Origin of the sequence: uncultured Helicobacter sp., from assembly GCF_947367035.1 — a bacterium.
In the GTDB taxonomy this organism is placed as follows: Bacteria; Campylobacterota; Campylobacteria; order Campylobacterales; family Helicobacteraceae; genus Helicobacter_D.
The window spans coordinates 112,674-136,440 of sequence record NZ_CANBCA010000001.1 but is presented as its reverse complement, the minus strand read 5'-3'; the positions used below and the strand labels follow the sequence as shown (position 1 = coordinate 136,440).

General features: G+C 34.9%; 19 protein-coding genes. 6 read left to right on the top strand and 13 right to left on the bottom strand.

Going from position 1 to position 23,767, the window contains the following annotated elements; all coding sequences use genetic code 11:
- Positions 1-7: 7 nt before the first annotated feature.
- Together Q0Y61_RS00745 and hemE are read right to left on the bottom strand one after the other, a co-directional pair.
- Positions 8-2,122, bottom strand: coding sequence for a carbon starvation CstA family protein (locus tag Q0Y61_RS00745; protein ID WP_297809775.1), 2,115 nt, complete (start codon positions 2,120-2,122; stop codon positions 8-10).
- A 171-nt stretch (positions 2,123-2,293) separates the two neighbouring features.
- Positions 2,294-3,307: a uroporphyrinogen decarboxylase gene (hemE, locus tag Q0Y61_RS00740; RefSeq protein WP_297809771.1), complete on the bottom strand. Its 1,014-nt coding sequence runs from the start codon at positions 3,305-3,307 to the stop codon at positions 2,294-2,296.
- Positions 3,308-3,442: 135 nt separating this feature from the next.
- Between hemE and secA the strand changes: the two genes are divergently transcribed.
- From secA to Q0Y61_RS00710, 6 genes are all read left to right on the top strand, one after another.
- Entirely contained in the window at positions 3,443-5,992 is a 2,550-nt protein-coding gene (gene secA / locus Q0Y61_RS00735) for a preprotein translocase subunit SecA (RefSeq protein WP_297809768.1), read from the top strand.
- A 12-nt stretch (positions 5,993-6,004) separates the two neighbouring features.
- A complete protein-coding gene (locus Q0Y61_RS00730; protein ID WP_297809765.1) occupies positions 6,005-7,279 on the top strand; it encodes an ABC transporter permease in 1,275 nt (424 codons plus the stop codon).
- 21 nt (positions 7,280-7,300) lie between these two features.
- Entirely contained in the window at positions 7,301-8,152 is an 852-nt protein-coding gene (locus tag Q0Y61_RS00725) for a radical SAM/SPASM domain-containing protein (protein WP_297809762.1), read from the top strand.
- A gap of 185 nt (positions 8,153-8,337) precedes the next feature.
- Positions 8,338-8,478 carry a hypothetical protein gene (locus Q0Y61_RS00720; RefSeq protein WP_297809759.1) on the top strand — a complete coding sequence of 47 codons (141 nt, stop codon included), beginning with the start codon at positions 8,338-8,340 and terminating at the stop codon, positions 8,476-8,478.
- 187 nt (positions 8,479-8,665) lie between these two features.
- Complete coding sequence (locus Q0Y61_RS00715) at positions 8,666-9,010, top strand: (Fe-S)-binding protein (RefSeq protein ID WP_297809851.1); 345 nt, start codon at positions 8,666-8,668, stop codon at positions 9,008-9,010.
- Positions 9,007-9,558, top strand: coding sequence for a gamma carbonic anhydrase family protein (locus Q0Y61_RS00710; RefSeq protein ID WP_297809756.1), 552 nt, complete (start codon positions 9,007-9,009; stop codon positions 9,556-9,558). Before Q0Y61_RS00715 ends, Q0Y61_RS00710 begins: the two co-directional genes overlap by 4 nt.
- A gap of 20 nt (positions 9,559-9,578) precedes the next feature.
- Here the strand turns inward: Q0Y61_RS00710 and Q0Y61_RS00705 are convergent, their stop codons facing one another.
- From Q0Y61_RS00705 to pheS, 11 genes are all read right to left on the bottom strand, one after another.
- On the bottom strand, positions 9,579-10,241 hold the full coding sequence (locus Q0Y61_RS00705) for a lactate utilization protein C (protein ID WP_297809753.1): 663 nt from the start codon (positions 10,239-10,241) through the stop codon (positions 9,579-9,581).
- Positions 10,234-11,670: a LutB/LldF family L-lactate oxidation iron-sulfur protein gene (locus Q0Y61_RS00700; protein WP_297809848.1), complete on the bottom strand. Its 1,437-nt coding sequence runs from the start codon at positions 11,668-11,670 to the stop codon at positions 10,234-10,236. The genes Q0Y61_RS00705 and Q0Y61_RS00700 overlap by 8 nt, the downstream gene beginning before the upstream one ends.
- 2 nt (positions 11,671-11,672) lie before the next feature.
- The gene (locus Q0Y61_RS00695) at positions 11,673-12,410 is read right to left on the bottom strand and encodes a (Fe-S)-binding protein (protein WP_297809750.1); all 738 of its coding nucleotides are present in this window, start codon (positions 12,408-12,410) and stop codon (positions 11,673-11,675) included.
- A 10-nt stretch (positions 12,411-12,420) separates the two neighbouring features.
- Positions 12,421-14,079 carry an L-lactate permease gene (locus Q0Y61_RS00690; RefSeq protein WP_297809844.1) on the bottom strand — a complete coding sequence of 553 codons (1,659 nt, stop codon included), beginning with the start codon at positions 14,077-14,079 and terminating at the stop codon, positions 12,421-12,423.
- Positions 14,080-14,316: 237 nt separating this feature from the next.
- Positions 14,317-15,900: a phosphoglycerate dehydrogenase gene (gene serA / locus Q0Y61_RS00685; RefSeq protein ID WP_297809746.1), complete on the bottom strand. Its 1,584-nt coding sequence runs from the start codon at positions 15,898-15,900 to the stop codon at positions 14,317-14,319.
- Positions 15,901-15,916: 16 nt separating this feature from the next.
- Entirely contained in the window at positions 15,917-16,402 is a 486-nt protein-coding gene (locus tag Q0Y61_RS00680) for a hypothetical protein (RefSeq protein WP_297809744.1), read from the bottom strand.
- A gap of 17 nt (positions 16,403-16,419) precedes the next feature.
- On the bottom strand, positions 16,420-18,099 hold the full coding sequence (locus Q0Y61_RS00675) for a 30S ribosomal protein S1 (protein ID WP_297809741.1): 1,680 nt from the start codon (positions 18,097-18,099) through the stop codon (positions 16,420-16,422).
- 66 nt (positions 18,100-18,165) lie between these two features.
- Positions 18,166-18,990: a 4-hydroxy-3-methylbut-2-enyl diphosphate reductase gene (locus tag Q0Y61_RS00670; protein ID WP_297809738.1), complete on the bottom strand. Its 825-nt coding sequence runs from the start codon at positions 18,988-18,990 to the stop codon at positions 18,166-18,168.
- On the bottom strand, positions 18,991-20,292 hold the full coding sequence (gene aroA / locus Q0Y61_RS00665; protein WP_297809735.1) for a 3-phosphoshikimate 1-carboxyvinyltransferase: 1,302 nt from the start codon (positions 20,290-20,292) through the stop codon (positions 18,991-18,993).
- Positions 20,289-22,655, bottom strand: coding sequence for a phenylalanine--tRNA ligase subunit beta (gene pheT / locus Q0Y61_RS00660; RefSeq protein WP_297809732.1), 2,367 nt, complete (start codon positions 22,653-22,655; stop codon positions 20,289-20,291). The genes aroA and pheT overlap by 4 nt, the downstream gene beginning before the upstream one ends.
- Positions 22,652-23,647 carry a phenylalanine--tRNA ligase subunit alpha gene (gene pheS, locus Q0Y61_RS00655; RefSeq protein ID WP_297809729.1) on the bottom strand — a complete coding sequence of 332 codons (996 nt, stop codon included), beginning with the start codon at positions 23,645-23,647 and terminating at the stop codon, positions 22,652-22,654. Before pheS ends, pheT begins: the two co-directional genes overlap by 4 nt.
- Positions 23,648-23,767 lie beyond the last annotated feature (120 nt).

Genomic DNA, 23,767 nt, shown 5'->3' with positions numbered 1-23,767 from the left:
TAATAAATTAGCCGTGTGCGGCAACTTTTCCTTCATATTTACTTGCTTCTTCATAGGGGGATTCTGCAAGTGGAATATCTATTTCACCCCTTGTCGCTTTGAGGCAAATGCGAATAGTTTGGATTAAAATCAAACAAGTAACGAACATAAAAAATGCGCAAAGTCCAGCATTTACTAAGTTGTTTGTCGCAATCGTTGCAAACCTTTCTACCATTGCTGGGTCAGTTGCGGCGACGGCTTTTGCACTATTGATTTGCCAAAGTGCAATATGGCTAACCGCATCATGCACCCTCTCTCCGTTTGCTGGAAGAAGTTTTAAAATACCCGCATAGAGAGTGGTAAGCAAAACCCAAGCTGCGGGCAAAATAACCACCCAAGCTTGCTTTGCTTTGCCCATTTTAAAAAGCACAGCAATCACAAGCAATAATGCCATACCCGCAAGCATTTGATTAGAAACCCCAAAGAGAGTCCAAAGTGATTTCACTCCCCCTTGTGGATCTGTAATCCCTTGATAGAGAATATAACCCCAGCCTGTAACGCAGATCAATGTTGCGACGACACCCCAAAACATAGATTGGATATTGCCAATAGGCGCATACACATTACCTAAAACATCTTGCACCATAAAGCGTCCTGCTCTTGTCCCTGCATCAACTGCTGTTAAAATAAAAAGAGCTTCAAATAAAATCGCGAAATGATACCAAAATGCGGTAGAACCCTGATTAAAAAGTGGCACTTCAGAAATAATTGTCGCTAAACCAATCGCAAAAGTAGGCGCACCGCCTGTTCTACTTAAAATACTATTTTCACCAATTTCTGTTGCCTTATTTAGGATTTCCTCTGGTGTAATGACAAAGCCAAAATTATTAATTGTTTGTGCTGCCACAGCCGCTGCTTGTGCTACATCAGTGATTCCTGTTGTGCCTAAACCTGCTGGAGCGACATTGATAGAAAAATATAATCCCGGAGTCAAAATACACGCGGCAATCAAAGCCATAACTGCCACAGCAGATTCCATCACCATTGAACCATAGCCCACCATTCTTGCGTGCGATTCTTTTTCTAGCATTTTGGGTGTTGTCCCGCTAGAGATAAGTGCGTGGAATCCACTAATTGCTCCACAAGCAATCGTAATAAACAAAAACGGAAAAAGCTCTCCGCTAAACACAGGTCCCGTGCCATCAACAAATTTTGTAACGCTTGGAAATTGAATGTCTGGTGCGACAATCAAGATTCCTGCCGCCATTAGAACAATAACACCAATCTTTAAGAATGTGCTTAAATAATCGCGAGGAGCTAAAAGAAACCAAACAGGTAAAATTGCAGCAATAAAACCATATCCAATCATAATATAAGTTAATGTAATAGGACTTAATGTAAAAAAGCTTGCCAATGTTGGATTTGCAGCAACTTCTTGCCCATAAAACAACGCAAGAAGTAAAAGAACAAATCCAAATAAACTTGCTTCGCCAATTTTACCCGGACGCAAAAATCGCATATGGATTCCCATATAAATGGCGATTGGAATCGTCATTGCAATCGTAAATAATCCCCAAGGAGATTCTGCAAGAGCATTAACCACAACAAGTGCTAAAATCGCAATGATGAGCATCATAATACCTAAAATCCCAACCATTGCAATACTTCCAACTCCCTTGCCTAGTTCTAATTTAATAATTTCACCTAGAGATTTGCCATTCCTACGCATAGAAACAAATAAAACCGTGAAATCATGAACTGCTCCAGCAAGCACTACCCCAACAACAACCCAAATCATACTTGGCAAATATCCCATTTGTGCGGCAAGAATTGGACCTACAAGAGGACCAGCTCCAGCAATCGCAGCAAAATGATGTCCAAAAAGCACAATTTTATTTGTAGGGCAAAAATCACGCCCATCGTTCATTGTCAAAGCAGGAGTGGCACGATTATCATCTAATCCTAAAACTTTCTCTGCAATATATTTTGAATAGAATCTGTAACCAATCATATAAATACACACTGCTGCTACGACAATCCATACTGCAGAAATCTGCTCACCTTGATGTAATGCCAACACGCCAAAACACCACGCACCAATAAGAGCTACAACAGCCCAAATCGCCATTCCAATTACCTTCATTCTATATTCCTTTTAAATTTTATTTAAGGATAATCTAATTGTATATTTTTTCTTGAGCAAATAAATCAAAAAATAAAAATTTAAGGTAAATTTTGGGTTATACTTTAGGAAAGTTACCCAAAATGTTTAAAATTTACTCAAAAAATAGAATTTTTAAAAGTGTTACAAATTTTATCTATAATGATGAATAAATTCTACAAGTTTGATTGCATTTTCTCTAGGTAAATCTGGAAGCATTCCGTGTCCTAAATTAAAAATATGTGGGGAATTTCTCATTAAATCCAAAATCTCTTGTGCACCCTCTAGCATAGAAGCCTGATGATAGATTCTGCAAGGCTCCAAATTGCCTTGTAAGGTATATTTATGCCCTAATTTCTCTTTTGCGATTCTAAGTGGTGTGCTCCAATCTACCCCAAAGACATCAAATTCTCCATCAATTTTATCTAAATACCCAGAGATTCCTTTAGGAAATAAAATAACAGGAATATCAGGATATTTACGCTTGATAAAACTTGCAACTTGTTTGCAATATTCCCAGCCAAATTCCAAATATGCGCTTTCCTCTAATGCGCTTGCCCAAGAATCAAACACCATCACAGCATTGACACCGGCTTGAATTTGTGATTCTAAATAATACTGCAAATTACGCGTAATCTTAGCTAAAATAGCGTGCAAAAACTTTGGATTAGAGTATAAAAGTTTTTTTGACTTTGCATAAGTTTTACTACCTTCTCCCTCTATCATATAAGTTGCAAGTGTCCAAGGGGCTCCACAAAAGCCTATTAATGCCTTGTCTTTAGCAAGATTTTCACGTGTTAATGCAATCGTATCATAAACATAATTTAATCTTGTATATGCCTCATCATTTAAAGAGTCCAAATCACTTTGCGATTCTATGGGTTTGGAAAACTTTGGTCCCTCCCCTGCAAAAAATCCTAAATCCATTCCCATTTCTAATGGTACAACCAAAATATCACTAAACAAAATTGCCGCATCTACATTTAAAATCTCCACAGGTTGTAAAGTTACTTCACTTGCTAATTGTGGATTCTTACAAAGATTTAAAAAATCTCCTGCTTGCGTGCGCACTGCTTTATATTCATTCAAATATCTTCCTGCTTGACGCATAAACCATACTGGAGTGTAAGGAGTTTGCTTTTTAAAACATGCATCAATAAAAATCATTTTCTCAAAATCCTTTTAACAAATATTTGTTGTATTTTATCTAAGTAATAGTGTATTTATGATAAAATTAAAGCTTTTTATACTTTTACTTTTATTGTATGATTTAAGATTTGATTTGATATGAAAGGCTTAAATATGATATTCACGCTTGTAAAAAAAATTTTCAGTAGCAAAAACGACCGACTCATTAAGTATTATCACAAAGAAATTCATAAAATTAATGCTTTAGAAGAAACTTATCAAAAATTAAGTGATGAAGAGTTAAAAGTCGCCTTTAATGCACTAAAAGAACAAGTCCATAACGCTAAAGATACCAAAGTAGAACTCAATAAAGTGCTTTATGATTCCTTTGCAATTACACGAGAAGTAAGTAAAAGAGTATTGAATATGCGTCATTTTGATGTGCAATTAATCGGGGGCATTGTGCTACACGAAGGTAAAATTGCAGAAATGAAAACAGGGGAAGGAAAAACCCTTGTGGCTACACTTCCTGTTTGCTTAAATGCTATGCTTGGCAAAAGTGTGCATATCGTAACAGTTAATGACTATCTTGCTCAAAGAGATGCGGATCTTATGCGCCCACTTTATGAATTTTTAGGTTATTCTGTGGGTATCATCGTAAGTGGAAACTATGATGATAACGACAGATTGCAACAATATTCCAGCGATATTGTTTATGGCACAAATAATGAGTTTGGGTTTGATTACTTGCGTGATAATATGAAATATGATTTTTCACAAAAAGTGCAAAAATACCATCATTTCGCTATCGTAGATGAAGTGGATTCTATTTTGATTGACGAAGCACGCACTCCTTTAATTATTTCAGGACCTGCTAATCGCACTTTGGACAACTATAAAGCAGCAAATGTTGTTGCTCTTAAATTAAAAGAAGAAAAACATTATACTTTAGATGAAAAAAATCGCACAATTCTACTCACCGAAGAAGGAGTTAATGAGGCAGAAAAGCTATTTGGCGTGGAAAATCTGTATAGTATTGAAAATGCGATTCTAGCACATCATTTAGACCAAGCACTCAAAGCAAACAGACTTTTCAAAAAAGACAAAGACTATGTTGTGCGTGAGGGTGAAGTAGTTATTGTTGATGAATTTACAGGACGTTTGAGTGAGGGAAGGCGATTTAGTGAAGGTTTGCACCAAGCCTTAGAAGCTAAAGAGGGAGTGCAGATTAAAGAAGAATCTCAAACTCTTGCAGACATCACCTATCAAAACTATTTTAGACTTTATGAAAAGTTAGCGGGAATGACTGGAACAGCACAGACAGAAGCAAGTGAGTTTTTGCAAATTTATAACTTAGAAGTTGTTTCTATTCCAACTAATGTGCCAATTTCACGCCAAGATTTGAATGATTTGATTTATAAAACCGAAAGAGAGAAATTTAAAGCATTAGTAAGTAAAATCATAGAATTGCACCAAAAGGGACAGCCTATCCTTGTGGGAACCGCCTCCATAGAAAAAAGTGAAAAAATCCACGAATTATTGCAAAAAGAAAGAATCCCTCACTCTGTATTAAATGCGAAACAACACGCCAAAGAAGCAGAAATCATTAAAGACGCTGGGAGAAAAGGAGCAGTAACGATTGCCACCAATATGGCTGGACGCGGTGTAGATATTAAAATTAATGATGAAGTGCGCTCACTAGGCGGACTTTATATCATTGGAACGGAACGACACGAATCACGTAGAATTGACAATCAATTAAGAGGAAGAAGTGGGCGACAAGGAGACCCAGGTACAAGTCAATTTTATTTAAGCCTTGAAGACCCTTTATTACGTATCTTTGGAAGTGATAAAATTAAAAATATTATGGACAAACTAGGATTAGATGAAGGGGAACATATTGAATCTCATCTTGTAACGCGTTCGGTTGAAAATGCACAAAAAAAAGTTGAAAGTATGCACTTTGAAGCAAGAAAACATTTACTAGAATACGATGACGTCGCCAATGAACAAAGAAAGGCAATCTATCGTGTGCGAGATGAAATGCTAGACCCTCATCATAATATTTCACATAAAATCGTTGAAAATAGACAAGAAGCCATTGTAATGCTTCTACAAAAATGTGAAGTTTTCAATGAAGAAGATGATTTGGGATTGCTCTGCGCACAGGCACAAGAAGATTTTAATGCTCTTTTAAATCAAGAATCTTTAAAAGAATATTATAAAGAAAATAATAATTTTGAAAGTTATATTGAAGAAATCTTAGCTCATGATTATGAAGAAAAAATGCAAGTGCTAGATGAAAAAACGCGTAGTGAGATTGAAAAACTTGTTTATTTGCAAACATTAGATAATCTGTGGCGTGAGCATCTTTATGTAATGGATAATCTAAAAACAGGAATTGGGCTTCGTGGCTACAATCAAAAAGACCCTCTTGTAGAATATAAAAAAGAAAGTTATAACCTCTTTTTAGAGCTTGCTTCACAAATCAAATACACAGCCGTTAAAATGCTTCAAAAAGTTCAATTAAAACCAGCCATTAAAGAAAATGAAAAGGAAGCAGAATTAGCGCGTCAAAAATTAAGTGATTCTACAAAAAATATGAAAATTGGTGGTATAAAAACAAAGCCTGTCCGTAATGCACCCTGCCCTTGTGGAAGCGGTAAAAAATACAAAGATTGTTGTGGTAAAAGCGGACCAAAAAGTGGCATACTAGCAAAGTAAGGAATCTCAAATATGCAATCTGTCCATTCTACACCCTTGCAGCGCACCAAACAAAATACTAAGCTTATTTCTTTTTTAGTGCGCAAATATTTGCGATTCAACAAATCTCAACCTTTTATTTCTATCACAGCTATTTTGGCATTTCTAGGTGTATGTATTGGTGTAATGGTCTTGATTGTCGCAATGGCATTAATGAATGGATTTGACAAAGAATTTGAACGCAAATTATTCATTATGAATTATCCAATCACTGCCATTAGTGATAGTTTTGACGCTATAGATTCTAACTTGCTAGAAGATATGGAATCGCAGTTTCAGCATTTAAAATTTAGTCCTTTTGTGCAAATGCAAGCCATCTCCAAAAGAGGGCAAAGAATGGAAGGAGCAATGGTATTTGGTGTAGATTTTGAGCGGGAAAGTGCGCTCAATCCTATTTTCAAAATAGCTTTTGATGAGACGCAAAAATTCTATCAACAAAACTTTGGTTCTTCTTATGAAAAAGAAGTATTTGATGTGATTATAGGCAAAACTTTGCAACGACAATATGGATTGCAATTAAGCTCTAAACTACTGCTCATATTCACTCATCTTACCCCAACTGCGATGAGCTTAACACCTACAATGAAACATTTTAATGTTGTGGGCGTTTTTGATTCTGGATTAATTGCCTATGATAAGGGATATATTTATACCAATTTAGAATCCCTACAAACCATTAAGCAACTACCAAATAGCGTTTATGATGGTATCCATATTTATTCTAATAACTCTCGTGAAGATATTCTTGTATTACAAAAACATTATCCACAAATTCGTTTTGTTGGCTGGTGGGAGCAAAATGGAAATTTTTTTGCCGCCCTTGCGTTAGAAAAACGCGCTTTATTCATCGTTTTAATGCTGATTATTCTTGTCGCTTCACTTAATATTATCAGTTCGCTTTTAATGACCGTGATGAGTCGGCGCAAAGAAATTGCTCTGCTTCTTACAATGGGTGTCAGCACAACAGAGATTAAAAAAACTTTTTTATATTTAGGAAATCTTATTGGGATTAGCGGAATCCTAGTTGGCGGGATTCTAGCAGCCATTGCTTTATCTATCCTTGCAAACTTTCCAATCATCTCACTTCCTGCTGATGTCTATGGAAGCAATAAGCTCCCACTAGAACTCTCTATGATTGATTTAACAATGATTTTAATTGGTTCATTTGTGATTGTTTTTCTCTCCTCTTATTATCCGGCGAAAAAAGCAACGCAAATTGACCCTTTGCAAGTCTTACGTAATGAATAGTTTTGAAACTTTTATCCTTCTATGCAATTAAAAAAAGTTTTTATTGAAATCACAAACTTTTGCGGATTAAACTGCACTTTCTGCACTCCACTAAAAGATTCCAAAGACATAATGTCTTTAAGTCTTTTTAGTAAAATTGCAAAAGAAATTAAACCCTATACTAGATTCTGTGCCTTCCATATTTTAGGCGACCCATTAAGTGTAGAATCGCTAAAAGATTATTTGGATATTGCAAGGGATTTTGGGCTAAAAATTGATTTAACAACGAGTGGATTTTATTGCAATGCAAACAACTCTCATCTTTTGCTTCATCACCCAAGCATTCATCAAATCAATATCTCTTTAATGAGCGCGCTTTACCAAAACAAATTCATCTCACTAGATTCTTATCTTGCACCAATTTTTAATCTCTGCCACCAACATCAACAATTACAAAGCAAAAAGTTTATTAATTTAAGGCTTTGGAATCTCAATCAAAATTTCAGTGCGCCGAAAAAAAACTTCCCTATTTATCAACACTTAAAAGATTTTTTTCATCTTGACTCCATTCAACCTATCAAAACTCGCCTTGCATATAAAATTCATCTTGTGGGCGCACCCTTTTTTGAATGGGTAAATCCCAAGAAACCTAAGCAAAATGAGGGACTCTGCTATGGAGCAAGTAAGCAGCTTGGAATCCTTTGTAACGGCATTGTTGTGCCTTGTTGCTTTGATACAAAAGGTTCTATTAATCTAGGAAATATCAAAACTCAAAGTCTCAAAGAGATTCTCAATACACCGCGTGTAGAGTCCTTGATTCAAGGATTCAAAGAAGGAAAGCGTATAGAATCTCTATGTCAAAATTGCTCTTATATACCGCAATACACCAAATAAATCCATACGCATATCTGTAAAACTTTTATGATGGGACACAACCTTTAACATTCTTTTCTCTTATACTGTGCCTTGTATATTTAGCTTTAATCCGCGCAAAGATTTTAAAGCTTCTGAATCTTAAGAAAATGTTTTAGATATTTTATAAAATATTGGTATAAATGTTATTTGGTTAGACAATAATTATGGCTCTCATCAAGTGGTTTGCGAACTATAAACTTTCCCACGATAATCTCGTGCATTCTTTATTGGGATTCTTTAATGTAGAAAGTTCTCTTTATCAAGAATCTTTACTTTTTAATCCAATGCTTAAAGAAAATGAATAAAAGAATGGGTAATTTCTAAACAAAATTTATTCCTCTAGATTAAACTTGCCAAAAATAAGAGAATTAACAATGAAAACAAAGTAAAATGAATCAACAATCACGAATGCGAAAGATTAATATGCAATATAAAGATTATACGAGATTTACAAACTAATGTAAAAAGTTTTTGTTTGATAGGTAAAATGGAGTGAAATATTATAGAATTTTTGAAGATTATCTGGATGCTTGTATGAAATGTGGATTCTGTGAAAAGGTTTCCCCAAGCAAAAACCTAACCCTAACTCCAAGACAAAGGATTGCAATCGTTAGAGAAATTGCGAGTTTAAAGCAACTCAACAATAAAAACCAGCAAGAAAAAGAATTATTAGCTTTAGAATCAAAGTTTGAAGTCATTTATTCTAAAAATCTTACAAAAACGTGTTATAGGTCTAAGCGAAACAAACTGATGCAGCTTGACAACCATATTATTGATTTACTTGATGAAGTAAGTGGGCAAATCAATATTCATTCAAATCAAAAGGAGAGAAAATGATGTTAAATTTCAAAGGGAAAAGTCCCAAAATCGCCTCTGATGTTTTTATTGCAGAGGGGGCTAAGATTATCGGTGAAGTAGAAATTGGCAAAAATTCTAGTATATGGTTTAACTGCGTATTAAGAGGCGATGAAAACTTTATCAAAATAGGTGAGCGCACAAACATTCAAGACTTAACCACTTTGCATATTTGGCACAGACTCTTTGATGATAAGGGCAAAATGATAGATTCGGGATTCCCTGTTATCATAGGAGATGATGTTACAATCGGACATAACTGCATTATTCACGCGTGCCAAATCCATTCTTGCTGCCTTGTTGGAATGCACACTTGTATTATGGATAATGTAGAGATTGGCGAAGAGAGTATCGTAGGAGCTGGTAGTATTGTAACAAAGGGTAAAAAATTCCCTCCACGCTCGTTAATTCTAGGAAATCCAGCGAAATTTGTTAGAGAATTAAAAAAAGAAGAAATTGCTTTAATTATAGAATCAGCGCAAAACTATGTCCGCTTCAAAAATGATTTTTTAGCTAATTCGATAAAATAATAAGACTCCTTGTAGGAATCTTATTCATATAAAATAATATGCACTTTCTGTGAGCCGTGTACCCCAAATACGGTAATTAATTCAATATCTGCTGTGCGTGAAGGACCAGCAATAAATAAAATATTACTAGGTAAAACCTCATTTTCTGCTTTGACTAAATTCAACGCTTCTACTAAACTCCCAACAATATTCTCCTTTTTTAAAAGCATAATGCAAAGCGTAGGGGCTAAAGAGAGCATTCTAGGCTGCATTTTAGAAGAATGCACCAATGCAACTCCGTGTGAACTAACCCCAACCCTTGCGCGAACAATAGAAAAATCACTATGAAAAACATCTGTTCTTAAGTTTTCAATTTCTTGATTGAAGCATATTTTTTGTGTTGCCTCAATCTTATTTATATCTAGCTCTAAACTTTCTCCATAAATCATTTTTTGATAACCATAACTTTTAACAATTTCATTAATTTTACTTTCTAAGCTAATGCCATCACACTGTTCTACAATATACTTATTGTCTGTCATTTTACGCTTCATTTCTTCTAGCATTTCATCGCTTTTTTGGATATGTGCCACAGGATCAATACTAGCTTTGCGTTCAAATTCTGGCATTTTGTAAGCTTTTTTTAATCTTTCTAAAATCTGTCCTTTACTTCGTTGTGAAATCTTTTCAATTCTGCTACTCATAATGCACTCCTTGTAGCTTTTGAATCTTTTGATATAAGTTACCCTTGATTTGTGGCAGTTCTTTGAATACACTCCATTTCTTAATCACAGGCAAGGAATCCTTGAAGCGGTGCAAAACACTATTAAAATAATGTGCATTCCCAAGTGAGAATCTCCACAATGCACCATTGCTAGCCACTTTAGCAAAACTTCGCATACCCATAGCCTCACTTTGATTAGACTCTAATCTACTTGCGCCTAGAGGTGGATTTTCTCCTTCACCTATTTTATTACTTCTTAGTTTTCTAATCAAATCTGCAAGTGGAATCTTAACAGGACAAACTTCACTACACCTTCCACAAAGAGAACAAAAACTCAAAATGTCGCCTGTCAAATCAATCCCAAAGAGATTTGGGCTAATTACTTCACCAATAGGTCCAGGATAAATTGTCTGATAAGTATGTCCCCCAATTTTATCATAAACAGGACAAAAGTTCATACACGCTCCGCAACGAATACAACGCAACGCTTCATAATAATCCAAGTGAGATAACATATCACTTCTATGATGGTCAAACAAAATAATATGCACTTCTTTAGGTCCATCTAAATCACCATTTTTTCGTGGGGAGGTAATGATATTATTATAAGTTGGTATAAATTGCCCTGTGGCAGAGGGAGTAAGTAAATGCACCATTGTTGCAGCATCTTCAAAAGTTTCCATTACCTTTTCAATTCCACAAATTGCTACGTGAATCTCTGGGGCTGTAGTACACATTCTACCATTTCCTTCATTTTCAATCAGCCAAAATGCACCCTCTTTAGACATCGCAAAATTTACACCACTTAAGCCCATTTCTAAACCCTCAAACTCATCTCTTAAATGCTTTCTTGCAATGGCATTTAATTTTTCTGGTTCAGATTCCAAACTTGCGCCTAATTTTTCCTCAAAGATCTTACCTACTTCATAGCGATTGCGATGAATTGCGGGTACTACAATATGCACAGGAGTTTCACCATTTAATTGCAAAATAAGTTCGCCCAAATCTGTTTCAATCGCACTAATACCCTTTTTCTCTAAAAAATGATTCAGTCCGATTTCCTCACTCGCCATAGACTTGCCTTTTAGAATCTTACGAATATTCTTTGCTTTCATTAATTCATAGACAATCTCGCAAGCATCATCACTCCCTGAAGCCCAATGCACTTGTATGCCATTTTTGGTCGCATTTCTTTCAAACTCCAACAATCTCTCTTCTAGGCTCATTAACGCATTATTTTTTGCTTGCATTGCTTTAGAACGCAATCCTTGCCAATCCTCAAACTTCTCGTCAATAATCTTTAGACGATTCCTTTGTAGCGTATGCATAGCAATATTTAGGTTCTCTCTCATTTGAGAATCATTAAGCTTTGTGTGCACTATTTCATTATGTGGGATTTTATGTCCTATACTCATAAACTTACCCCTTCTAATCGTTTTAATAAAAATTCATAAAGATGAATACTTTTTGTATCAATCCCTAATTTACTCATTGTGCCTTGAATATTTAAAAGACAACCTCCATCGCCACTCACAACATACCTTGCACCTGTAGCTTCAATGTCTTTTATCTTTTGCATTGCCATTGCATTAGAGATTTCAGGTTCTTTTACAGAAAATGTCCCGCCAAATCCGCAACACTCCTCTTCAAATTCTAATGGCACTAACTCTACATTTTTTAGACGCCTTATTAGATTTTTACTTGCATTGACACTCTCTTGAATCCTTAAAGCGTGGCAGTTTGAATGCCAAGTAACTTTAATATTTTCTCCTTTGTCTTCATAATCTACATTCAATACATCATCTAAATACTGACTTAGCTCCATAACACGTCCGCTAAATTCTTTCACTAAATCAAAATGGGAATCTCCTTTAAAGAGTTGTAAATAATCGTGGCTCATCATTCCTGCACAAGAACCGCTTGGCACAATAACAGGATAATCTTCAGGAAATTGCTTGATGTTATAAAGGGCAACTTCTTTACTCTCTTTAAAATATCCGGAATTAAAAGAAGGTTGCGCACAACAGGTTTGGTTTTTTTTAAAAATTACTTCCACTCCTTCACGGCGGAGAAGTTTGATTCCGCTTAACACAGCCTCTTGCATAGCAACTGCACCTAAACAAGTTGCAAAAAAATATACTTTTCTCATTGCTTTTACCCTATTTCGCAAGCGGCACTATCTCTGGAATGATTCCATTAAAGAAAAATGCAATAATAAATGTCCAAACTCCAATCAATAAAATAAAGCCAACAGAATATTTTAATGTGAATTTAAACAATTCGGATTCCTTTCCAACAAGACCAACCGCTGCACACGCAATCGCAATAGATTGAGGGGAGATCATCTTACCGACCACACCCCCTACAGAGTTTGCCGCTAAGAATAATGCCTCTCCTACACCTAATTCCCCAGCAGTTACTTGTTGAAGCGGTCCAAAAAGGAGATTTGCACTTGTATCACTTCCGGTTAAGAAAACTCCAATCCAACCAATCACAGGGCTAAAGAATGCAAAAGCATCTCCAGTTTGTGCAAAAGCTAATCCCAAAGTTGCACTCATTGCAGAGTTTTTTGCAATAAAAGCAAAGCTAACAACAAGTCCAATCGTGATACAAGGAATCGCCATTTCTTTTAAAGTATCCCAAAAGCATTCTCCTGCATCACTTGCTTTAATTTTTAATGTCCAAATGCTCAAGAATGCAGCTAGTAAAATTGCAGTCCCCGCTTGAAGTGCAATAAAGTTAATCGGCAAGCTTAAAGAGATAGGCTTACCATTCTCATCTAAGATTCCACCTTGAATATTATTAAACGCAATCGTTACTTGTGTATAATCAAAAACTGCGCCTTTCGCAAACAATGCTTTAAACCAAGGTTGCGTCCAAATCACAATACAAATAATGAGCAAAATAAAGGGCATCCAAGCTTTAATAACCACTCCCAATTCTAGTTGAGCATTATTAGAAAAGTTTGTTTCATTATCTAATCTAAAAATGTTTGAAGGTTTCCAAACTTTTAAAAACAATGTGGTGCAAGCCAAAGAAACAATTGCAGAGACAATATCAGGCAATTCTGCGCCTAAAAAATTTGAACTTAAAAATTGTGTTCCCGTAAAAGAAACTGCAGCAACAAAAATTGCTGGGAAAGTCTCTTTTACCCCTTTTATCCCGTCCATCAAAAAAACAATAAAAAATGGCACTGTTAAGCTAAGTGGGACAAGCATTCTACCGACCATTGCAGAAACTGCGTGTTGATCCACACCCACTAAATTACTCATCGCGATAATTGGAATCCCAACTGCACCAAAAGCTACAGGAGCAGTATTCGCAATCAAGCAAAGCCCAGCAGCATAGAGTGGTTTAAGACCTAACCCAACCAAAAGTGCTGCTGTAATTGCCACGGGTCCGCCAAAACCAATGGCTCCCTCTAAAAATGAACCGAAACAAAAACCAATCAAAATTACTTGGATTCTATGGTCAGGTGTGATAGACATAACGCTAGATTTAATGACTTCAAAAGAGCCTGATTTGACCGACAATTTATAAAGAAATATTGCTGCAATAATAATCCACGCTATGGGCCACATTCCTTGAGCGAAACCTTGCACAAAAGAAGCACCAATGAGTGAAAAAGGCATTCCATAAATAAAAAAAGCCACAGTGCTTGCAACAATCACAGTAATAAATCCAGCCTGATAGCCCTTAAGCTTGAAAGTCAATAAGCATAATAAAAAACACAATATTGGGATAAAAGCTACCGCTGCACTTAAAAATATATTCCCGAGTGGGTCAGTAATCTGCTGCCACATAATTCCTCCAAAAATTAGATTTTGATGCTTTTAATGTATTGAAATTTATTTTAAAAATAATTAAAAACAATTTGCTTTTGGAAAAATTAAATCTGTTTTAAGCAAAAAGGTAACATTTTTACAGATTCTATTAACAAATGTTAATAGAAAAAGAAAATGAGCGACAACCTGCCTATAGATTCCATTTATTACAATAATAACTTTTAGCAAGTTTTAGATCTTGACACATTGTGCTCCATTGTAAAAAAGAAATTATAATACGGCATATTTAATAGAAATACAAGCCTCTAAGCTAGATAATTCCTTAAGCACGAGAGAAGAAACCGCATCATCTACAACAATTACAGCCAATGCCTCTTTTCCATAACGCCCCAAACGAAAATCAGCAATATTAATATTGTGTTTTGCCAAAGTTGTGCCGACAAACCCAATAACACCGGGCGTATCGTCATTCCTAAATAAAATCATTTTACCTTTTGGTTCAATGTCTAGTGCAAAATTATTAATATCAACAATTTTAGGTGTTGTCTCATTAAATACTGCGCCACTCACGCTAAATTCCCCATTTTGAGTAAGTAAAGTTAGCTTAATTTGATTTTTATAAATACTCTGGGATTCTTTACCCTCTAGCTTCACCTCAATCCCTCTTTCTTTAGCCACATAAGGCGCATTAACATAATTTACTTTATCCCCAATCGTCGCATTTAAGATTCCAACTAAAGCAAAGGTGGAAAGGGAAGAAAGATAATCCCGAATCTCTCCTTCTGCTTCAAGTGTAATAGAACGCACTTCATCTTTATTAATTTGAATCGCAAAAAATGCCATTTTTTGCACTAACTCCAAATATGCTTTGACAAAATTTGGTAATTCGTTTTCTTTGATTGGCAAATTTAAAGCGTTAGGGAAGCTTGAACCACGTGCAGCTTCTAAAGCTGCTTGTGCTGCTTGAATAGCAATTTTCTCTTGGGATTCTAAAGTATTTGCACCAATATGAGGAGTTACATAAATATTTTTTAAATCCAATAGTTTATTGGTATTTCCCGGTTCTTTAGCAAATACATCAATCCCAGCAAAACGAATCTTACCAGAACTCAATGCTTCATAAAGTGCATCTTCATTATATAAACCGCCGCGCGCGCAGTTGATAAGGATAACGCCCTCTTTCATTTTTGCAATTTGCTCTTTATCAATTATATTGATGGTTTCTTTATTTTTAGGTGTATGGATTGTAATAATATCACAACTCAAAATATCTTCAAAGTTTCTTGTATAAGTAACTCCAACATCTGTGGCTTTTGCCGGATTGATATAAGGGTCATAGGCAATCACTTCCATTTCAAAAGCTTTCATACGTTTCCCTACCCTACTTCCAATGTTACCAAAACCAATGATTCCAAGCTTTTTATCTTTAAGTTCTGTTCCATACCAATCTTCCCTCTTCCACTTACGTTCTACTTTAAGTTGCATATTTGCTTCAGGAAATCTACGAATTGCGCTTAAAATATGAGCACAAGTTAGCTCTACTGCTGCAATCGTATTTGCTGTAGGAACATTCATCACCACTACACCTTTTTTGCTAGACTTTTCAATATCTACATTATCTACTCCTACCCCTGCACGCACGACTGCGCGCAATTTAGTTGCAGACTCCAAAAAGCTATCATCTACATCTGTTGAGCTTCTAGTGATAGCAACATCTCCCTTATGTAATTCTTTTTTCAATTCATCTTTAGGCAAACTTGCCAAATTCAACATCTCTACTTCTGTATCTTTTGCTAGCAAATCCAAACCACTTTGGTGAATATGGTCACAGACAATAATTGTATATTTTGACATCAAAAACTCTCCATTTTTAAGATTTAGACAAAGTATAATTAATTTCGTAGTGTTTTAGTTTTTCCAACACATTACGAAGATAACTTTCATCTTCTGTTGCAACAACAAGTGAAATATTTTCGCCAATTTTGTAATATGAATACTCTATGTTATAGGCTCCTAAAACCTGATTAATGCAAAAAAATTGATAATCGTTAATTACCCCTACTGAAACTCTAAAAATCTCTTTAGAAGTCTGTTTTAATTCATCAGTAAAAAGTAATTTAACTTGTAGTTCTGAAGCTGGATAGATGAACTCACGTTCATCTCTACCTGATAATCGGTCAAGCCAATCTGGCATCTCAATTGACTTTGTTCTATTGCCATCAAACTGAGCAAGTTCATAGGGATTAAATTTAGGTAAAGAATAAACATTCATCGCATCAATATAATTACGAATCAAAATAAATAATAATATGCAAGTTAAAAAAGAGAAAATTCCAATTAATACTCTTATTTGCATATTCTTTCCATTATAAGCTATTGAATTTGGTCTTTAATAATATCCCCTAGCGTCATTTTATCATTCGTGTTGCTATTGAAATTTTTAAGATTTGCTTTTTCCTTTTGTCTCTCTAATCTACGTACAGAAACACGAATCCTGTTATTTTCTGCATCAATTAAAGAAATAACACCATTGATTTTATCTCCTACTTTAATTTCTTCTTTCTTCAGCGGAAATAAATCTTCATTACGAATAAGAGCGTCCATTTCATCATCAATTTTAATAAAGATACCAAAATCTTTTATATCCCTTACCACACCAACTACCACATCGTCCATAGAATATTTTTTGGCAAATTCTTCCACAGGCGAAGTAATTAAACCTTTGCGCGTCAAGGAAATCCGTTCTTTTTCGCGGTCAATTTTTGCAATTTTTACTTCAATTGTTTCACCAATTTTCATCAAATCTTTGCATTTTTCATTCTTATTCCAATAAGCGTCTTCATTGTGCAATAAACCATCAATACCATCTAATTTTATAAATGCACCAAAATCCGTTAGGGTTGCAACGACACCTTTTAAAATCTCACCCTCTTTGTGTTTTTTTGTAAATTGCTCAAAAGGCTTATCCAATAATTTTTTCAAAGAAACTCTTAAACGGCGATCTTTAGTATCAATCTCAATTACCTCAACATCAATTTCTTGTCCAGTCTTCAAAAATTCTTCAGGATTTTGAATATTTTTATTCCACGAAATTTCAGAGATATGCAAAAACCCTTCAATGTCATTGCCTAAATCTACAAATACGCCATAAGGCTCAATATTACTTACCGTTACCTTAATCGCATCACCTACTTCTAACTCATTTTCAATTTCTTTCCAAGGGTCATCTGTCGTTGCTTTAATAGATAATGCTAAACGTCTCTTATCTTTATCATAACTCAAAACTTTGACAGGAACTATATCCTCCTCTTTGTAAAGCTTTGAGGGATTTACTGGACCTTTATAACTAATTTCCGTGTAATGCACCAACCCTTCTACACCCTCTATATCCACAAACATTCCAAAACTTGTAATCTTCTTCACTTTGCCTTGTAGGATTCCATCTTGTTTCAATAAATTATCAATTGCATCTTTTTTAATAGTGTTTTCAATCTCAAATAAACGCTTGCGTGAAATCACAATGCTATCCTCTTCAGGCTTTACATTAACAATACAAGCTTTAATCTTTTTACCTTCAATTTTACTTCCCTCTTTGAAAGCAGCTGCAAATTTAGGCATAAAATATTCTATTCCATTACTTTCAACAACATAGCCACCTTTATTTCGTCTAGTTACAATACCTTCTACAACTTTGTCCTTATAATCCTCACCCAAATCTTTAATATATTGACGTATTTTTTCTCTACGAATTGCTTTTTTATGAGAAATAATGGGTTGCTCATTGCGCTTCCCAATGATAACAATTGGCAACAAATCTCCCTCTTTGAATAATAATTTGCCTTTAGCATCTTTAATTTCTTCAAGAGGAATAATACCTTCTTTCTTCTCACCTGAAACCGCAATAATCACTTGCTCATTTTTAATTGCTACAATTTCACCTTGTGAAACACTTTCGCTCTCTTCTTTTTCAAATTGCTCAAACATTGAAGCAAAATCTTCATTTTCGTCAATCACTATTTTTTCTAACTCACTTGTGTTAATTCCAACAGCCATCTGCGCCCTTTTTTAAAAAATAAAACGCTTTAATTTTACTAGATTTTGCCTTTTAAAAGTATAAAATCAATAACTTTCAATTGTTTGGACTACTTTATCAATAATCCAATTCGGAGTAGAAGCCCCAGCACTTACCCCACAAAGCCTTTTATCCTTAAACCATTGCACATTTAATTCTGAAAAATCTTCAATTAAATAGCAATCCTTGCAGTGCTCTTTAGAAATATTATATAACTGCTTTGTATTAGAAGAATTTTTCCCTCCAACAATTACCATTACATCTACTTCTTTTGCTAAATTTCGTGCAGAATCTTGATTATCAAAAGTTGCATTACAAATTGTATTAAACACTCTACATTCTGAACAATTACGAATCAAATAATTTGCAATTTCTAAAAATAATTCAATATTTTTGGTTGTTTGAGAGATTAGGGCTACTTTTTCTGTTAGTTTAACTGCTTTTAAGGCTTCTAAATTTTCTACTACCAAAGGGTTATTTTCACAATAACTCATTACCCCCTTTACTTCAGGGTGTTTCATATCTCCAAAGATAATAATCTGATAACCCTGTGCACTCATTTTTTCACAAATTTCTTGAGGTTTAGTTACAAAAGGACAAGTCGCATCTGTAATCTTAGAGGTTTTTTCTTTTAATTTTTGCAAATCTTGCTTTGGGATTCCGTGCGTGCGAATCACCACTTCAGCATTTTGTGGGATTTCCTCTATATTTTCATTTACAACAACATTAAAATCCTCTTTTAAGCGATTAATTTCTTTATCATTATGAATCAATGGACCAAGTGTAATACCATTTGGCTTACTTTCTGCAAGTTTAATAGCACGTCTTACGCCAAAACAAAATCCATAATTTTTAGCCAATTTTACACGCATCTAATCTCTTTCAATCTTTGTAATAGAAGCTAAAATTTCTAAAAAGTTTGGAAAAGAAATATTAATATATTCTGCATTTTCAATTTCCATTCCACATACAAGCCCAGCAATGGCAAAACTCATTGCGATTCTATGGTCTCCAAAGCTAGACACACAAGCTTTTTGCAACTCTCCTCCAACAATCTCAAACCCATCTTCTAGCTCATAAGCTTCAATGCCACAAGATTGGAGATTCTTAACGACTGCGTAGATTCTATCTGTTTCCTTTACTCTTAGCTCCTTCGCATTTTGGACACGACTTGTGCCATTAGCACACGCCATTGCAATCGCAAGGGCTGGAATTTCGTCAATCAACCACGCAATCTTTTGATGGACATTGACCGCCTGTAACGAACTGGGCGCAGTCATTTCAATATCCCCAATTCTCTCATAAGTTTCTGAAGTTATGATATATTGAATCTTAACCCCCATTTGTTCTAAGATTTTAAAGGCTTCTATTCTAGTTTTATTCAATAATACATTGCGCAAGATTCCTTGCGCATTAGGAGTAATAGCAATTGCTAGAGCAAAGAAAAATGCACTAGAGGGGTCTGCTGGAATCTCTATGTTTAATGGATCTAACTTCTTACCCTTTAAGGATTCAATTTTAATTTCAACTGCATTTTTTAAGATTTTAGATTCTATTTTAGCACCCATACCTTTTAAGATTTTTTCACTATGGTCGCGACTAAGTTCTATTTCGCGGTAAATAGAGTCCTCTTTAGCAAAAAGCGCACTTAAAATCATTGCAGATTTTACTTGGGCACTTGGAATCTTACTCGTATAATTAAACTTTGCTAATCTCTCATTACCCAATACAACCAAAGGAGCAAAGTTTGCATCTTCCCTCCCAATAATTTGTGCTCCTATACTTCGCAAAGGTTCTGTTACACGTTTCATTGGACGCTTATTTAAATATTCATCTCCACTTAAGACAAAAATTCCTTTTTGTGCGCTCAAAAGCCCCAAATAGAGCCGAATTGCTGTTCCAGCATTTCCACAATCTAAAATAGCATTTGGCTCACAAATCTTTGCAGGAGGAATCAAATATAAACCTTCTTGCTCTTTTTGCACACTCAAGCCTAACTTTTGAGCAATTTGCAAAGTATTTAAGGTATCCTCACCCTCCAAATAATTGCGCACAAAACTTGATTTATCACTTAAAAGAGAAAAAATAGCACAACGATGAGAGATAGATTTATCCGCTGCAATTTTATTTGCATCTAGTGAAAAAGCTTGAGCTTTACTCACCTTTAATTTCATCTTAACTCCACATCAAATTCCGCTTTCAGCATTTCTAAAATCTGATTCATTGCCTCATTAATCTCTTTTTCATCTAATGTTTTGACTTCAGATTGCAATTCAAAGCGAATTGTCAAACTAAACTTATCCCCTAAAGACTCCTCTTGATAAATATCTAGTGGATAAAATCCAACCACATTAGATATATTTAACTTATTAATTGCTACTCTTAACTTATAATAGGGAATTTCACTCTTTAAAACTATACTCAAATCACGTTGCGTTTTTTGAAACTTAGAATACATCTTTACTCTTGGTAAAGCATTTTTAAAAGATTCTAAAGAGATTTCACACAAATAAGTGCAATCTAGTCCCAACTCCAGCGCAACTTGCGGATGTAAAGTCGCTAAGATTCCAATTTCTTTACCATTTTGTAAGATTTTTGCGCATTGGTTAGGGTGAAACAAACCAATCTCACTCTTAACTTCTTCTAATTCAAATTTTCCAATCACACGTGCCACTCTATCACAAAATTCAAAATAATTACCCTTAAGACCTTTAGCATTAGGATAACGCTCTTCACTTACAAATCCACTTTGTAAAAATGCCATCTTCTCGCTTTGGTTGCGCCATTTATCATATACTGCGCCTATCTCACTTAAGCTTATAGCATTAAATCCATTGTTACGATTCTGTTCTGCCGCACGTAAAAGCCCTAATAGTAAGGTGCTACGCAAAGTATTCAAATCCTGTGTAATTGGATTTACTAACTCTAATGAGCTCTCTAAAACAGGAAAATGATATTTTTGTAATTTCTCTTTACTTTCAAATAAAAAATGCACCACTTGATTAAATCCCACTCCAATAGCCTTTTGGGTAAGATTTCGTCTAAACCTATATAACTTTAAAGATTCATTGCTTTGGTTTTGTTGAGCAAAAGTTAATGGCATACTTGGAATATTATCAATCCCATAAAAACGAATAATTTCTTCTGCAATATCTTGAAATCCTAAAATATCGTGACGAAATGTCGGTGGAATCACAACAAGGCTTTCATTATTAGAATTTTCTATTTTAAACTCTAAGGCTTTTAAAATATTAATGACTTGTAATTTGTCTAATTCTACTCCTATTATTCGCGACAGCAATGGAATCTCTATCGTAATTGTTTCTTTTGGCTGCTCGTTTAAAATTTCTTGTGTATCATTATACAAGACCACATCACTGCCTACAAATAAGCTTAAAAGGACAGATAATCCAATACTTAAATCCGTATTACTTCCTCGTGAAGAATGAGCGAAAATCTTTTCGTCTATCTTTGGTTTAGATTCCATCACCTTTTGTGAAATAATCTCTGGAGGAATATAACTTGCCTCTAAAACAATAAATTCTCTTTCTTCTGTATTGAAATTTATCTCTCTTGAAAGATTCTCTACATATCCATTAATACCAATGGTTGATAATTTTTTATCTTCTTGATAGATACTTTCAAAACCTTGAGAATCTTTTTTAAGTTCTAGCACAACTTTACCATCACTCTCTAATTTACAAAAACTTTGTGGATAAGCATTCAAAAGCACCCCACTAAAGAGAGTGCCAAAACGCAACACATTACTCAACCAATCCTTATCCAATCTATCATTATAAGCCAAAAATAAAACAGCATTTAAAGGTGGCGCAAAGGGCTTAGCCTCAATTGCTTTAAAAAGCAAAGAAACTTTATGCTCTCCACTTGCCACAACTTGCAATACCCTCCCAATTCCTGGAGCATTTTCAGATATTTTTGGCATAGAACAAATGGTTTTACGCTCAAGCTTTAATGCAACACTCAAATCTCTAGCGATACCAAGCAAACTCATACAATCGCCACGATTGGGAGTAATAGAAACCTCATAAACTTCCTCATTAAAACAAGGATATTCACTCAATTCTTTTCCAACGACTAATTCTCCAATACTTGAATCAAGCTCTACGATTCCGTCATTAACTTTTGGAAAGCCAATTTCATTGGTGGAGCATAGCATACCACGACTCTCCACTCCCCTAAGATTCGCCTTTTTAATTGTTATTTGAGGCAGTTCTGCTCCCTCTAATGCAACAGCAACATAAATATCAGCCCTTGCATTAGGTGCGCCACAGACGATTTGGCACACTTGATATTTATCTTCTTCTCCACTAATGGCGACTTGGCAAACATTAAGCTTCGTGGCATTTGGGTGTTTTTGGCATTCAAGGATTTTACCAACAACAACTTTTTTGGGTGCAATTTTTGTTTGAAAAGATTCTACCTCTAACCCTATTTTATTGAAAACTTTACAAATTTCCTCACTTGAGATATTTTCTGTTGGTAAAACTTGGTTTAAAATACTACGTGTAAAAATCATTTAAATTGCTCCAAAACTCTTAAATCACTCTCAAAAAAAGCTCTTAAATCTGGCACACTAAACAAAAGCATAGCAAACCTCTCCACACCCAAACCAAAAGCGTATCCGCTCACATTTTCATAACCCACCGCCTTAAAGACATTGTCATCTACCACTCCACAACCTAATACCTCTAGCCAGCCCGTATGCGAACAGACACGACACCCGGAACCTTTACAAAAAATACAACTCATATCCACTTCAGCACTTGGTTCTGTAAAGGGGAAAAAGCTTGAACGGAATCGCACTTTCACATCTCCAAACATATATCGCAAAAAATCTTCCAAAATAAATTTTAGATTCGCAAAACTCACGGAATCCTTGCCCTCTTCTACAACTAATCCTTCTACTTGATGAAACATCGGCGTATGTGTCAAATCATAATCACATCGGAACACACTTCCGGGGCAAATCATACGAATCGGTGGCTTTTGGGATTCCATTGTGCGCACTTGCACAGGCGAAGTATGCGTGCGAAGTAGCTTGCCATCTTTAAAATAAAAAGTGTCTTGCATATCTCTTGCGGGGTGATATTTAGGTAAATTCAATGCTTCAAAATTATGAAAATCATCTTCTACCAAAGGTCCGACATTTAATGAAAAATTCATTCCTACAAAGTATTCTACAATTTTATCCAACATCAACATAACGGGGTGATTTGCCCCTTTTTGAGAGCTTGGACTAAAGAGTGAAACATCAATTCTTTCTGCATTAAGTTTTGTTTCAAGCTCTTTTAGTGCTAACTGCTCTTTTTTATCCATTAGAGCTTTTTCAAACTTCATTTTAAGAGTATTTAGCTCTTTGGCTAAGGCTTTTTTTTCAGATTCCTCGCAAGATTTAAGTGCAGCAAACCTCGCAGTTAAGCTTCCCTTTTTTCCCATTACTAGAATACGAATCTTTTCTAGTTCCGCAGTTGTTTGCGCATCATTAATCTTAGAAAATATTTCTGTCATTTTATTCCTAGTCTTTGTAAAATAGTTTTGAGATTGTATTGTAAAATTTTATTCACTTTTCTTAAAACTCATACAAATCCATAGAGAAAATAAGGTAAAATTTCAAAAATTTATTTTAAG

Bases quoted from the DNA above. Each gene is read 5' to 3' on its own strand.
- Q0Y61_RS00745 (WP_297809775.1), bottom strand. From the start codon at position 2,122: ATGAAGGTAATTGGAATGGCGATTTGGGCTGTTGTAGCTCTTATTGGT.
- hemE (WP_297809771.1), bottom strand. From the start codon at position 3,307: ATGATTTTTATTGATGCATGTTTTAAAAAGCAAACTCCTTACACTCCA.
- secA (WP_297809768.1), top strand. From the start codon at position 3,443: ATGATATTCACGCTTGTAAAAAAAATTTTCAGTAGCAAAAACGACCGA.
- Q0Y61_RS00730 (WP_297809765.1), top strand. From the start codon at position 6,005: ATGCAATCTGTCCATTCTACACCCTTGCAGCGCACCAAACAAAATACT.
- Q0Y61_RS00725 (WP_297809762.1), top strand. From the start codon at position 7,301: ATGCAATTAAAAAAAGTTTTTATTGAAATCACAAACTTTTGCGGATTA.
- Q0Y61_RS00720 (WP_297809759.1), top strand. From the start codon at position 8,338: ATGGCTCTCATCAAGTGGTTTGCGAACTATAAACTTTCCCACGATAAT.
- Q0Y61_RS00710 (WP_297809756.1), top strand. From the start codon at position 9,007: ATGATGTTAAATTTCAAAGGGAAAAGTCCCAAAATCGCCTCTGATGTT.
- Q0Y61_RS00705 (WP_297809753.1), bottom strand. From the start codon at position 10,241: ATGAGTAGCAGAATTGAAAAGATTTCACAACGAAGTAAAGGACAGATT.
- Q0Y61_RS00695 (WP_297809750.1), bottom strand. From the start codon at position 12,410: ATGAGAAAAGTATATTTTTTTGCAACTTGTTTAGGTGCAGTTGCTATG.
- serA (WP_297809746.1), bottom strand. From the start codon at position 15,900: ATGTCAAAATATACAATTATTGTCTGTGACCATATTCACCAAAGTGGT.
- Q0Y61_RS00680 (WP_297809744.1), bottom strand. From the start codon at position 16,402: ATGCAAATAAGAGTATTAATTGGAATTTTCTCTTTTTTAACTTGCATA.
- Q0Y61_RS00675 (WP_297809741.1), bottom strand. From the start codon at position 18,099: ATGGCTGTTGGAATTAACACAAGTGAGTTAGAAAAAATAGTGATTGAC.
- Q0Y61_RS00670 (WP_297809738.1), bottom strand. From the start codon at position 18,990: ATGCGTGTAAAATTGGCTAAAAATTATGGATTTTGTTTTGGCGTAAGA.
- aroA (WP_297809735.1), bottom strand. From the start codon at position 20,292: ATGAAATTAAAGGTGAGTAAAGCTCAAGCTTTTTCACTAGATGCAAAT.
- pheT (WP_297809732.1), bottom strand. From the start codon at position 22,655: ATGATTTTTACACGTAGTATTTTAAACCAAGTTTTACCAACAGAAAAT.
- pheS (WP_297809729.1), bottom strand. From the start codon at position 23,647: ATGACAGAAATATTTTCTAAGATTAATGATGCGCAAACAACTGCGGAA.